Origin of the sequence: Aureimonas mangrovi, from assembly GCF_014058705.1 — a bacterium.
GTDB lineage: Bacteria > Pseudomonadota > Alphaproteobacteria > Rhizobiales > Rhizobiaceae > Aureimonas > Aureimonas mangrovi.
The window spans coordinates 3,043,119-3,055,685 of record NZ_CP059692.1 but is presented as its reverse complement, the minus strand read 5'-3'; the positions used below and the strand labels follow the sequence as shown (position 1 = coordinate 3,055,685).

Here is a 12,567-nt window from a genome sequence, read left to right as displayed (position 1 = left end):
GACGGCACCGCACGCGCGGTGCCGCGCAAGCAACGCCATTCATTTATTCTCTAAAGAACATCCAACCCCCAATTCCGCGCAAGCTTCCTCACCCATGGTGCGGCCGAGCAGACGCTGCGGTGCGAAAACGGGAACGACATGTCGCTGGTCGATGGGGCTCAGGCCCGCAAACTCCTGTCCAATCTGAATGCCCTCGGCCCGCGTCGCCTCGGCGGACTGGCGCTCGTCGGCATCCTGGTCGTCGCGCTCGTCTCGCTCGGCGCCTACTATCTGTCGAAGCCGGACATGGAGACGCTCTATTCCGGTCTCGACCGGCAGGACGTGACGCGCATCGGCGCGGCGCTGACCGAGGCGGGCATCCCCTTCGACGTCAACGCCGCAGGCGATACGGTGATGACCTCCTTCTCGCAGACGTCGAGCGCGCGGATGCTGCTGGCCGAGCGCGGCCTGCCGCGCTCCGACAATGCCGGCTACGAGCTCTTCGACCAGATCGGCTCGATGGGCCTGACCTCCTTCATGCAGCAGGTCACGCGGGTGCGCGCACTGGAGGGCGAGATTGCCCGCACGGTGCAGACCCTGCGCGACGTGCGCGCCGCGCGCGTTCACATCGTTCTGCCGGAGGAGGGCTCCTTCCGCCGCGAACGCCAGCCGCCGTCCGCCTCGGTCGTCATCCGCACGGATGACGTCGCTGCCTTTTCATCGGCGCAGGCGATCCGCCACCTCGTCGCCTCCGCCATCCCGGGCCTGTCCGTCGATCAAGTGACAGTGCTCTCCACCGACGGCACGCTTCTGGCCTCCGGCGATGACGGCGTGTCGGCCGCGCCCTCCAAGCAACTCGGCATGGAAGGTGTCGTCTCGCGGCAGGTGGAAGACTCGATCCGCCGCACGCTGGCACCCTATCTCGGCATCGGCAATTTCCAGTCGAGCGTGCAGGCCAAGCTGAACACAGATCGTCGCCTGACGAGCGCGCGGACCTTCGACCCCGACACGCGCGTCGAGCGCTCGGTGCGCACCGTGCGCGAGACCGGCCAGACGACCGACCGCGAGGCGGAGACGCCGACTTCGGTCGACCAGAACGTGCCGCAGGCAGCGAGCGAGGCGGGCCCGACGGGCTCGGAGAGCTCCGAGGCGAGCGAGCGCCGCGAGGAACTGACGAACTACGAGATCAACGAGACCACCGTCCAGACGACAAGCGAGGGCTACGACGTCGAGCGCCTTTCGGTCGCGGTCGTCGTCAACCGCGCGCGGCTCGCCGAAAGCATCGGCGAGGGCGCGACGCCCGAGCAGATGGAGGCCGCGCTCACCGAGATCCGGGCCCTTGTCGGCTCGGCGGCCGGCATCTCCGAGGCGCGGGGCGACCGCGTCGAGGTGACGGCGGTGGACTTCCTGGGCGCCGGGCAGGACATGGAGGCTGTGCCGACCGCCGGCCTTCTCGAGACGATGGCACGCCAGACCGGCACGCTCATCAACGCAGTGACGGTTCTCGTCGTCGCCGTCCTGGTGATCTGGTTCGGCCTCAAGCCCGCCATACGCGCGCTGACGGCCGAGCGCGCCGGCACGGCGCTCGCCGCGGCCGACGGCAGCGAGCCTGTCGAACTCGCCACCGCCGCCGCACGCGGTGAGACGGGCGGTATGGCGGCCGCGAACAGCTCGGACGCCTCGGCCTTCGAGAGCGAGCTCCTCGAGGACCTTACTCGCAGCCAGGCCCGCTCGCCGCAGGCGCGGTTGGAGCGTCTGATCGACTTCGACGAGGTGCAGGCCGCCTCGATCCTGAAGCAGTGGATCCACCAGAAGGAGGCCGCGTAGCGCCATGATCCCTCTCGCGCAGTATCTGAGCGACATGCAGGACGGCGACTTCGTGCCGCTGCGCGCCATCGAGCGCCGGCCCCAGCACATGGCGCCCGAGCGCGCCGTGGCCTTCGGCGAAATGCCGGGCGTGCGGCCGGTGAAGTCGAGCGCCGCGCGCCCGGCGGCCAGCGCCGTCGCGGTGATGGAGCCCGTCGCCGTTAAGACCGTTCCGCTGTCGCAACTTGAGGCCGAGCGCGAGGCTTGGGCGAAGGAGCGCGAGGCCCTTCGGACCGCTGCCGAAGCAAACGCCGCCGAGGCCGCGGCGCGCGCGACCGAAACCGCCGACGGCGAAGCCGAGACGCGGATCGAGGCGCTTCGCGCCGAACTCGCCGCCGAGCATTCGGCCGCCCTTTCGGCCGAGCGCGAGCGCTGGACGCTCGAACAGGCGGACCGTCTCGCCGATCTGATGATCCTTCAGGTAGCCGTCTTCGAGGATACGATGCGCGCGACGGTCAAGTCCGTTCTGCGCCCCCTCGCCATGGACGCGCGCCAGCGCCGCGCGCTCGACGATCTTGCGGAAGCTGTGAAGATGATGGCGCCCGAGAGCGCGCCCTTCAAAATCGCCGCAACCGGCCCGAGCGACCTTCTGGCGCGCTTCGGCGAAAAGCTCGGCGACCACGCCGGGCGCCTCGTCGTCAAGCCGGACGAGAGCCGCGTCGACATCCGCGTGGAGGCCGACGCCACCACCATCGAGACCCGCATGGCGGACTGGGGCAAGGCTCTGGAGAAGGCGCTCGCGTGACCCAGGCCGACGGTTCGACGCTCTCGCGGCACGGTGACATCATCATCGTGCGCCGCAAGCACGAGGAGGACGAGGGCCATCACGGCGGCGTCTGGAAGATCGCGTTCGCCGACTTCATGACGGCGCTGATGGCGTTCTTCCTCGTCATGTGGCTGGTCAACGCTTCCGAGGATGCGACGAAGGCGCAGATCGCCCAGTACTTCAACCCGATCAGGCTCAACTCCTCGACCCCCCCGACGCCGGGGCTGGAGATCGGCGAGACGCGCCCCGTCACGCGCGAGCCGGCGACGACCAGCGGATCGATGGACGAGCCGGGTTCGCCCCAGGGCAAGCCCGTGGGCGGCTCGCAGACGGGCGGCGAGGATCAGGCGCTGTTCCGCGACCCCTACGCCGTCCTCGCCGAGATCGCCGCCGAAGGCGGCGTCGGCATCACCAACGGACGGGCCGAGCCCGTGGCCAACGGGACCGGTCTGCCGGGGCTCAATGGCGGCGACGCCTATCGTGACCCTTTCGACCCGACGTCCTGGCAACTCGAGCCGAACATCGTGCCGGCCGCCGAGACCGTCGAGCCTGCTGAAAGCGCGCCGGCCGGCGAGGGCCAGCCCGCACCGGCACCAGCGGAATTCGCCACCACCGTCGAGATCGCGCCGGACGCGCCGGCCGCAGAGGAGCCTGCCGTCGACCAGGCCGCGGCCGGTGAGGCGCAGGCGATCGAGAATGAGCTTCGCCGGTCCGTTGAGGAGAGCGCACCGGGCGCGGCGGCGGGCGTTGAGGTCAGCGCCGACGAGGGCGGCGGCATCACCATCTCGCTCGCCGACAGCCTTACGAACGGCATGTTCGAGATCGGCTCAGCGCGGCCCAATGCCGAGACCATCCGGCTGGTGGAGGAGGTGGCCCGCATTCTCGACGAACGCGAGGGCACGATCGTCATTCGCGGCCACACCGACGCGCGGCCCTATTCGGGCGGCGAGTACGACAACTGGCGCCTGTCCACCGCGCGTGCGCACATGGCCTATTACATGCTCCTGCGCGGCGGGCTGGACGAAAACCGCGTCACCGCCATCGAGGGCTTTGCCGACCGCCGTCTGAAGCTGCCCGAAGATCCGGAGGGCGCTGCCAACCGCCGGATCGAGATTCTGCTGCAGGAGCCCGCCGCGTGATCAGGCGCGTTCTCCTGGCAGGCGTCGCGGCGCTCGCGCTCGCCGGCGGTCCCGCGTGCGCGGCTGAGGAGGCGACGCCTGTCGGATGGGGCGAGAGCCGCTCCGCAATGCCCTTCGACATCATCCGTTCGCTGCAGTTCCTGCAGGATCAGGTGGCGCGCGGCAACGACCGCGCGATCCGCGTTCAAGCGCTTCTCCTTCGGCGCTACGGACCGGTGTTCCTCGCCGCCGAGGCTGATGTCTGGGAAGACCCGCGCAACCGCCGAGCGGCCGTGCTCTTCGTCCTGTCGGGCGGCCCGCCGGCCGTTCTCGAAGGGCTCCTAAGCGCGGGCGTCCTGCCGCAGGAGCAGCGCCCGCTCTTCGCGGGAGCGCTCGCCTATGTGCGCAACGATCTGCGGCAGGCGGCCGATCTTCTCTCCGGCGTCGATCTCGAAGCCCTGGAGCCCGGCCTTGCCGCGCATGTTCATCTCGTGCTGGGCCAGATCCTTCAGACCGAGGATCCGGCCGGTGCCGCGGCCCATCTCGACCGCGCGCGCCTGCTCGCGCCTGGCGGGCTGATCGAGGAGGCCGCCTTGCGCCTTGAGACCATGCTCGTCGAGGGGCTGGGTGATCCGCAAGGTGCCGACCGTCTCGCGCGGCAGTATTTCGACCGATATTCGCGCTCCTCCTACGCGGCCAATTTCGAGGCGCGGTTCGCCGCGATCTTCTCCGCCCGAGGCGCGGGGGGAGACGCCGCAGCGACGATGGCGGCCATGCGGGACGTCGCAGGCGGCCTGCCGGCCGATCGTCGCGCGCGGCTGTTCCTCACCGTGGGGCGCCGAGCCCTCGTCGAGGGCCGGCTCGACTTCGCCGGTCTCGCTTCCGCCGAGGCGCTGGCGCTGGACACGCTTCCAGCGGACGATGCTGAGCGCGCGCGCCTCTACGAACTTGCCGCGCGTCTTGGCACCCAGCCACCGGCCGATGCGGCGGTGGCACTGGCCGCGATCGATCGCAACCGTCTCCATCCGGAGGATCTTGGTCTTCTGGAAGCAGCGGAGCAGATCGTCGCGGTGATCGATAGCCCGCCAGCGGCGCCCGCCCGTATCGCCGAGGCCCCGGATCCGGCAGAAACTCTCCCCCGATCTCCCGTGCTCGACAGGGCCGAACGCGCGCTCGGCCGCGTCTCGGCCGACCTTGGAACGCAGACCCCATGAACATTCCCGCGATGCCGGCCGCCCCGGAGCGTGACGCCGCGCCGGCCGGCCGCAAGAGCGACCGCAACGCCTTCGCCAGCGCCTTCGACAGCGCGATGCGTTCTGCCGCCGGGGAGCCCGACGCGCCGCGTGCCGAGACCGAAGATGCCGACGCGGGGGAGAGCGCGGCGGAAGAGGCTGCCGCCGACAAGGCGGCGGAGGCCGCGCCGACTGCGGCGCGCGACGTTCTCGGCTTTCTGGCGGCCGCCCCCAAGGGCGCGGGCGGGATGCAGGGCGCGCCGCGCGACGCCTCCATCCTCGAACTGGCGGTGCGGACCGCGTCCGGCCCGGAAACGCCGAAGGCTGCCGAGGAAAGCAGTGATGCGGCGATGGAAATTTCGGCGCTCGACCGAAAGGCCGGGGCGGGCGCAGGCAAGGCCGGCGAAGAGGTCAGGGCGCGCTCCGCCGCGCGGCTTGAGGTCCTGCACATGGAAACGCATTTCGAGCCGACGAACCACGAGGCTGTTCTGGTCGAGGGCGCTGCCAAAGGTGGTGGTGCCGCGCAGTCTGTTCGGGCCGGCGCGTTCGACCTGCGCGCAGCACTCACCGCGCTTGCCGGACAGGCGCGCGAGGATGCCAGGGCCGACACCGGATCGTCGGCGTCGAGTGCGGAACGGAGCGACCTCGGCTCTGCCACTCCAGGGCTCGCCGACGGCCTGGGCGAGCGCGCCGAGCCTTCGCGTGAGCGCGCGAAGGATGGTTCGAATTCGCGTGGCGAGCGCTTCGCAATGCTGAGTGCCGACCGTCCGGGAACGGCGGGCACCGTGACACTTGGCGCAACCGCTATGGGCGCGACCGCCGGGAACCCCGGTGTCCTGCCCGTCACGATGCAGGTGGCCGAGCGCATCATCGACGTTTTCGCACCGACCGCTTCCGGCGAAAGCGCTCCCGGTCAGCCTGCCTCCGATGCCCATCTCCGCTTGCGCGCCGGCGGCGCGGCGTTGAAGACGCTGACGCTCCAGCTTCAGCCCGAAACGCTGGGCACGCTGGACGTCTCCATGCGCCTCGTCGATGGAGAGCTTCGCATCGAACTTGCGGCGAGCCGTGCCGATGCCGCCCGCCTCCTCGGCGAGGATCGCGCCAGTCTCCAGACGCTCCTCGAAAAGGCCGGCTTCACGTTGGATGAGGGCTCCATCACAGTCGTCACGCGCGATACCGCCCCGGCACCGTCCGCGCGCGGCGGCGAAACCGCGGGAGAACGCGGCGGTCAGGGCGAGCGGGCAATGGCTGGAAACGGCGAGCCGCGCCGCGATGGCGACGGGCAGAGGCGCTCTTTTCCACAGAATGATTCGTCGCGGGCTGTGAATCCAACGGGACGCTCGGTGGATTCAGGGAGCGGAACCGGTGTGAAAAGCGGTTCTGTCTACCTCTGAGTGTGGCGAGTCGCCTCACCAATGTGGCGGGCGGCACTTTTTTCCCGGGTGCTCCATCTTCGCGCAAGCCTTATAAAACAAAGGCATCTTCCGAAAAGCGTAGAGTTTTCGTTAACCCTATAGTGAATTTTAGGGATAGCTCGTTTTCGCGTTCGCCGCCTATCAACAAACCACGAGGAAGCAAGTCCAAGGCGGTGGTGCGATGATCGTGGTTGTGGATAATCGAGAGCTCGTCACGAACGGCTACAAGTCCCTCTTCGGCTCCGAGGGCGTGTCCTCGGCCGGGTTCCAGGTCGACGAGTTTCGCGGCTGGGTCGAGACGGCGGCCGATACCGACGTTTCGGCGGTCGAGGCCTTCCTTCTGGGGGACTTCCCGGAACGCGGCGCCTTCACCAAGCTGGTGCGCAGCCGCTCCAACGCGCCGATGATCGCGCTCTCCGACGCACGCACGCTCACCTCGACGCTGGACCTCTTCGCGGCCGGCATCGACGATGTCGTGGCCAAGCCTGTCCACGTCAAGGAGATCCTGGCCCGCGTCGGCGCGATCCGCCGCCGCGAGGGCATCGACCGTGCTCGCAGTTCGGTCGACGAGATCTGTGTCTTCAACGATGGCCGCGATGCGGAGGTCGCCGGCGAGCCGCTGGTGCTGCCGCGCCGCGAGCGTCGCATCTTGGAGTACCTCGTCGCCAACCGTGGTCGCCGCGTCTCCAAGCAGCAGCTCTTCTCTGCGATTTACGGCATCTTCGACGAGAACGTCGAAGAGAACGTCATTGAGAGCCACATCTCCAAGCTTCGTAAGAAGCTCAAGATGCGCCTCGGCTACGACCCCGTCTCTTCCAAGCGCTATCTCGGCTACGGAATCGGTGTCTGATCACTGGTAAATATAAGGTAAACAAGAACGCCCGCCTCGATTTGGAGGTGGGCGTTTTTTATTGTCATAATTACAATTTTGACTTTGTCATGGCGGGATTTGGCAGCCCCGCGCAAGCTTCAAGCCCTACAAACATGCAAACTTTATAGGACTTCGGAAGGGCTGCGAGATGAGCATTGGCGGGTTGATGCGGACCAGCGTTTCCGGGATGAACGCACAGGCCACGCGCCTTGCGGGCGTGTCCGAGAACATCGCCAACGCCAACACCACCGGATACAAGCGCCAGACCACCGAGTTCTCGGCTCTGGTCCTCGCGTCCGGGACGGGGCGCTACACTTCGGGCGTGGTCGAGGCGAACACCCGCCAGCTCGTCAGCGAGCAGGGCGGCCTTTCCTATACGGTGAACTCTTCCACCTCGCAGGCGGTCGACCTCGCCATCCAGGGCAAGGGTATGCTGGTGGTCTCGGATGGTGCGGGCGGCACCTTCCTGACGCGCGCAGGCTCCTTCGTGAAGAACGGCAACGGCGACCTCGTCAACGCCGCCGGCTACATCCTGCAGGGCTATCCGCTGCCGATGGACGATACGGCGGGCGTGCTGAACGGTTTCGCCGATCTGCAGAACGTCAATCTCAACGCCTCGCAGCTCCGCCTGAAGCCGACCGACAGCGGCATCTTCCGCGTGAACCTGCCGATAGGCGGAGAAGCGGTCGATGAGAGCCAGCGTCCGGGCGAGAACGGCGGGGAGGACCGAACCGATCCCGTCAAGTTCAACCACACCGACTCCATCGTCGTCTACGACGATGCGGGCCAGGAGGTGATCCTCGACATCTATATGACGAAGACCGGCGAGGCTGCGGACGGCTCGGCGACGTGGGAGTATGCCGTTTTCGACCGTGCGCAGGCCTCGACGGGCAACAGCGCACCGTTTCCCTATAACGAAGCGCCCCGCACGAGGGTCGACGTGAGCTTTGACCCGAGTGGCAAGATGACAGCGCCAGATCCGGCGTCTTTCGCGATCGATATCCCGAACGGGCGCGAAATGCGCCTCGACATCGGCGGCACGACGCAGGTCGGCGCGGCCTATCAGCCGCTCGCCGCCACCGTGAACGGCAACCCGCCGGGCAGCGTCGACCAGATCGTCGTCGGAGACGACGGCACGGTCTCGGCGCGGTTCCGCTCCGGTGAACTCGTCGGCCTGTTCAAGATCCCGCTCGCCATGGTCGAGAGCCCGGACAATCTGCGCTCCATGCCCGGCAACGTCTTCGTGGCTGGGCGTGAGTCCGGCGAGGTCCTCCTCGGCTTCGGGGGCGAGAGCGGCCTCGGCAGCCTGGTCCACGGCGCGCTGGAGCAGTCCACCGTCGATCTGGCGAGCGAACTCACCACCATGATCGAGAGCCAACGCTCCTACACGGCCAACTCGAAAGTGTTCCAGACAGGTTCCGAAATCCTGGACGTCCTCGTCAACCTGAAACGCTAACTGCACCGGGGGCCCAAGAGGGCCCCTTTCGCCGTCGCCGCTCTCTCTTGGATCACCCTCGCGATGTCGCTCTCCTCCGCCCTCGATACCGCCAAGTCGTCGCTCATCGCCTCGCAGACGCATACGGCGCTCGTGTCGCGCAACATCGCCAATCTCAACGACCCTTCCGCGACGCGCAAATACGCCAACGTCGTCACCGGGATCGGCGGGCGCGTCGAGATCGCTTCGATCGCGCGTTCCCAGAACGCCGTTCTCTACCGCAACATGCTGGATTCGACGGCGTCCGTCGGCGCCTGGTCTTCGATGTCGGCGGGCTACCAGCGCATCGACGAGGTGATCGGCGACACGACGCTCGGCCGCTCGCCGGCCGCACGCATTTCCGATCTCGCCGACGCGCTCGCAGCCTTCTCGGCCAACCCCGGTAACCCCGAATTCGCGCGCGCCGCGCTCGACGCCTCGCGCGAGCTGGCGGGCGGTCTGAACGAACTCGCCACGACCGTCGAGACCGTGCGGCGTGACGCCGACGCCTCGCTCGTCGCAGCCGCCGAGGACATGAACAAGCTCCTCGCCGAGATCGAGACACTGAACGATCGCGTTGTCTCCGGCACGCTCGCAGGGACGGATGTCACGGACTTCGTCGACCGGCGCGACCAGGCGGTGACGAAACTTTCGGAATATGTCGGCGTCAACGCCCGCATCCGCGGCAACAACGACCTCGTCCTTTACACGGACTCCGGCGTCAATCTCTTCGACCGCACGGCGCGGCAGGTTGAATTCACGCCGACGACCCCGCTCGTCGCCGGGCAGCCGGGCGCAAGTTTCCGCATCGACGGCGTGGTGGTCACGGGCGAGGGCTCGCCCATGCCCGTGCGCAGCGGCAGCGTCCTCGGCCTGACCATGCTGCGTGACGAGGTGGCGCTGACCTTCGGCAACCAGCTCGACGCGATCGCGGGCGCTCTCGTCGATGCCTTCGCCGAGCAGGATGCGGCAGGCGGATTTGTGAACGGGCTGTTCACGCTGAAGCCGGGCTTCACGCGCGACAGCGCGGGATTGGCTGGCGCGATCGTCGTCCATCAGAACGCGATCGACGATCCGATGCTCATCCGCAGCGGCGGCATCTCCGACGAGGCTGTCCGTCCCACGCCCGCGCAGAACGCGCCGGGCTACAACGCCCGCATCGAGGAGCTGGTGGCAAAACTCGGCGAAAGCCGCGACTTCACCGGCAAGATCGGCATCGAGGAGAAGGGCACGCTTGCCTCCTTCGCCGCCTCGTCCCTGGGCTGGTTGCAGGCAGGCCGCTCGGCCGCGATGACGGAGACCGAGTACCGCACGACCCTCCTGGAGCGAACCCAGGAGACGCTTTCGAACGAAACGGGCGTCAATCTCGCCACCGAGATGACCCTCCTCACAGACCTCCAGCGCTCCTACCAGGCGTCGGCTCGGCTGATCTCGGCGGTGGACGAGATGCTGCAGACGCTGCTTCAGTCCGTCTGAGATACGCCGGAAAGGCTTTGACGATGAGCATTTCGACCATCTCGTTCAACAACGCTTCGCGCGCGCAAATCCAGCGCGTGCAGGCGGAACTGCGCGATGCGCTGGTGGAGAGCAGCACCAACCGCCACGCCGATGTCGGGCGCACGCTCGGCCGGCTGACGGCCAACGCCGTCACGCTGCGCTCGCAGGAGACGAGCCTCGACAGGCTGCTTCAGTCCAACGTCCTCGTGACGCAGCGTCTGACGCTGGCCGACGATGCGGCGGAGGGCGTCTTCAAGACCGCCGAGGCCTTCCAGAACCAGCTCATCACCGGGCTCGGCTCGGGGGACTTCCTGACGAGCGCGAAACAGATGGCGCGCTCGGGCATCGACCAGCTTGCCTCCTCGCTGAACCTGTCCGTCGGCGGCCAGTACATCTTCGCCGGCACGCACACCGACATGCGGCCGATCAACGATTTCGCGGCCGGCGATCCGAGCCCGCAGAAGGTCGTCTCCGACCATTTCGACGCCTTCCTGACCGCCGCCGGCAAGACGCGCGAGAACGTGACGGGCGAGGAGATCGGCCGGTATTTCGGCGCGGGTTTCGACACCGGGGAGGTGGACGCCGAGGGCGCGCCGGTGCTGATGCGCTTCGACGACCTCTTCGAGGGCGAGGGCTGGGCGACCTTCTCCAGCGCCTCCGACGAGCCGATCACCTCGCGCATCTCCAAGAGCGAGACGATCGAGACCTCCGTCAGCGCGAACGCCAAGGCCTTCCGCGACCTGATGGCCGGCTATGCGATGGTGGACCTCGCCTCAGCCGACATGGGGGAGGGCGCACGGAGCGCCATCGCCTCTGCGGCGAGCGCGAAGATCGGCGCGGGCGTTTCCGGCCTCACGGCCATGCGCGCCGACATGGGCAACCGCATGGCGCGCGTCGAGAGCGCGGAGACCGCGCTCAAGCAGCAGATGGACATCGTCTCCGCCTCGCTCGCCTCCTTGGAGGAGGTCGATCTGGTGGAGGCGGCCAACCGCGTCGCGACCCTCCAGACGCAGCTCGAGGCGAGCTATCGCGTCACCGGCCTGATCCGCGAGATCAACATCCTCGATTATCTCTGACGGCTCCTGCACGACGGCCATGACGGCCGGCGCAATTCCTCATGAACAAGGAACGGGCATGTACCAGTTCTCCTACGCCGAGATCGCCCAGGAAAGCTTCGCGGCCGCGCGTGACCGGGAGCGCGACGCGCTTCAGCGTTCGATCGAGGCGATGGAGCGCGCCGAGGCAGCGGGCCCGCGCTCGCGCGAGGCGGTGGAAGCCGTCTACCTGACACGCAGCCTCTGGACGATCCTCGTCGAGGATCTCGCCAACCCCGAAAACACCCTGCCGGAGGAACTGCGCGCCTCGCTGATCTCGGTCGGCCTGTGGATCATGCGCGAGGCCGAAGCCATCCGGCTCGGCAAGACGCAGAGCTTCAAGTCTCTGATCGAGATCTCGACGACGATCCGCGAAGGGCTCGACGCCTGATGGGCAGCCTCAAGATTTCGCTGCGCGCGGGCGAGCGCCTGTTCCTCAACGGCGCGGTTCTTCGCGTCGACCGCAAGACGCAGGTCGAGCTCCTGAACGACGTGACATTCCTTCTGGAAAGCCATGTCATGCAGGCGGCCGACACCGTCACGCCCGTGCGCCAGCTCTATTTCGTCGTGCAGATGATGCTGATCGATCCGGCCAACGCGGTCGAGGCGCGCAAGGTCTTCGAGGCATCGAACGCGCTGCTTCTGGCCGCCTTCGAGAGCGCGGAGATGCGCGGCGGCCTCCTCGATGTGCAGGACCTCGTCGCGCGCGACCGCGCTTTCGAGGCTCTGAAGCGCCTGCGCGCGCTGATCCCGCTCGAAGACGCGATCCTCGGCGAGAAGGGCGGGCCGAAATTGCCGGCCGCCGAGATCGTTCCCCTTGCCGCTGTCGCCGGAGCTCGCCGATGAGCAATATCGCCCCCCTCTCCAATGCCGGCGCGACATCGAGCGCGGCCACCAACGCGACGTCCAGCCAGCTTCAGACCGGCATGGACTACAACGCCTTCCTCCAGCTCCTGATCGCGCAGATCCGCAATCAGGACCCGTTGGCGCCGATGGATCCCACGGAGCAGATGAGCCAGCTCGCGTCCTTCTCGAACGTCGAGCAGACGATCCGCCTGAACCAGCGCTTCGACACCATGATCACCGTGTCCTCGCTGACGCAGGCCGACAATCTGATCGGGCGCCAGCTCACCTCGGCGGATGGCTCGGTCTCGGGGGTCGTCAAGTCGGTGAGCGTAGCCAAGGGCGAGGTCCAGGCGACACTGACCAACGGCACCGTCGTGCCGCTCATCGACGGCGTGAAGATCGAATAGCC

General features: G+C 67.8%; 12 protein-coding genes. All 12 read left to right on the top strand.

The genetic code is table 11. From position 1 onward, the window contains the following. Positions 1–138 precede the first annotated feature (138 nt). The 12 genes from fliF (at position 139) to flgD (ending at position 12,565) form a co-directional block, all read left to right on the top strand. Positions 139–1,806, top strand: a complete 1,668-nt coding sequence (gene fliF, locus H1343_RS14710) for a flagellar basal-body MS-ring/collar protein FliF (RefSeq protein WP_185983594.1) — start codon at positions 139–141, stop codon at positions 1,804–1,806. A 4-nt stretch (positions 1,807–1,810) separates the two neighbouring features. Then, positions 1,811–2,590 (top strand): hypothetical protein, encoded by a 780-nt coding sequence (locus H1343_RS14705; RefSeq protein ID WP_185983593.1) that lies wholly within the window; start codon positions 1,811–1,813, stop codon positions 2,588–2,590. Then, positions 2,587–3,750, top strand: coding sequence for a MotB family protein (locus tag H1343_RS14700; protein ID WP_246333124.1), 1,164 nt, complete (start codon positions 2,587–2,589; stop codon positions 3,748–3,750). Before H1343_RS14705 ends, H1343_RS14700 begins: the two co-directional genes overlap by 4 nt. Beyond that, positions 3,747–4,943 carry a hypothetical protein gene (locus H1343_RS14695; protein WP_185983592.1) on the top strand — a complete coding sequence of 399 codons (1,197 nt, stop codon included), beginning with the start codon at positions 3,747–3,749 and terminating at the stop codon, positions 4,941–4,943. Before H1343_RS14700 ends, H1343_RS14695 begins: the two co-directional genes overlap by 4 nt. Further along, positions 4,940–6,355 (top strand): flagellar hook-length control protein FliK, encoded by a 1,416-nt coding sequence (locus tag H1343_RS14690; RefSeq protein ID WP_185983591.1) that lies wholly within the window; start codon positions 4,940–4,942, stop codon positions 6,353–6,355. The genes H1343_RS14695 and H1343_RS14690 overlap by 4 nt, the downstream gene beginning before the upstream one ends. A 202-nt stretch (positions 6,356–6,557) precedes the next feature. After that, the gene (locus tag H1343_RS14685; RefSeq protein WP_185983590.1) at positions 6,558–7,226 is read left to right on the top strand and encodes a response regulator transcription factor; all 669 of its coding nucleotides are present in this window, start codon (positions 6,558–6,560) and stop codon (positions 7,224–7,226) included. 169 nt (positions 7,227–7,395) lie between these two features. Further along, positions 7,396–8,703, top strand: coding sequence for a flagellar hook protein FlgE (locus H1343_RS14680; protein WP_210270042.1), 1,308 nt, complete (start codon positions 7,396–7,398; stop codon positions 8,701–8,703). Between the two features lie 63 nt (positions 8,704–8,766). Next, positions 8,767–10,197: a flagellar hook-associated protein FlgK gene (gene flgK / locus H1343_RS14675; RefSeq protein ID WP_185983588.1), complete on the top strand. Its 1,431-nt coding sequence runs from the start codon at positions 8,767–8,769 to the stop codon at positions 10,195–10,197. A 23-nt stretch (positions 10,198–10,220) separates the two neighbouring features. Continuing rightward, entirely contained in the window at positions 10,221–11,294 is a 1,074-nt protein-coding gene (locus H1343_RS14670) for a flagellar hook-associated family protein (protein WP_185983587.1), read from the top strand. A gap of 58 nt (positions 11,295–11,352) precedes the next feature. Next, a complete protein-coding gene (gene flaF / locus H1343_RS14665; RefSeq protein ID WP_185983586.1) occupies positions 11,353–11,703 on the top strand; it encodes a flagellar biosynthesis regulator FlaF in 351 nt (116 codons plus the stop codon). Then, on the top strand, positions 11,703–12,158 hold the full coding sequence (gene flbT, locus H1343_RS14660; protein WP_185983585.1) for a flagellar biosynthesis repressor FlbT: 456 nt from the start codon (positions 11,703–11,705) through the stop codon (positions 12,156–12,158). Before flaF ends, flbT begins: the two co-directional genes overlap by 1 nt. Next, a complete protein-coding gene (flgD, locus tag H1343_RS14655; protein ID WP_185983584.1) occupies positions 12,155–12,565 on the top strand; it encodes a flagellar hook assembly protein FlgD in 411 nt (136 codons plus the stop codon). Before flbT ends, flgD begins: the two co-directional genes overlap by 4 nt. The last annotated feature ends 2 nt before the right edge of the window (positions 12,566–12,567 follow it).

Coding starts and splice junctions, on each gene's coding strand:
- H1343_RS14680 (WP_210270042.1), top strand. CDS start 7,396: ATGAGCATTGGCGGGTTGATGCGGACCAGCGTTTCCGGGATGAACGCA.
- H1343_RS14670 (WP_185983587.1), top strand. CDS start 10,221: ATGAGCATTTCGACCATCTCGTTCAACAACGCTTCGCGCGCGCAAATC.
- flgK (WP_185983588.1), top strand. CDS start 8,767: ATGTCGCTCTCCTCCGCCCTCGATACCGCCAAGTCGTCGCTCATCGCC.
- flgD (WP_185983584.1), top strand. CDS start 12,155: ATGAGCAATATCGCCCCCCTCTCCAATGCCGGCGCGACATCGAGCGCG.
- H1343_RS14685 (WP_185983590.1), top strand. CDS start 6,558: ATGATCGTGGTTGTGGATAATCGAGAGCTCGTCACGAACGGCTACAAG.
- H1343_RS14690 (WP_185983591.1), top strand. CDS start 4,940: ATGAACATTCCCGCGATGCCGGCCGCCCCGGAGCGTGACGCCGCGCCG.
- fliF (WP_185983594.1), top strand. CDS start 139: ATGTCGCTGGTCGATGGGGCTCAGGCCCGCAAACTCCTGTCCAATCTG.
- H1343_RS14705 (WP_185983593.1), top strand. CDS start 1,811: ATGATCCCTCTCGCGCAGTATCTGAGCGACATGCAGGACGGCGACTTC.
- flbT (WP_185983585.1), top strand. CDS start 11,703: ATGGGCAGCCTCAAGATTTCGCTGCGCGCGGGCGAGCGCCTGTTCCTC.
- flaF (WP_185983586.1), top strand. CDS start 11,353: ATGTACCAGTTCTCCTACGCCGAGATCGCCCAGGAAAGCTTCGCGGCC.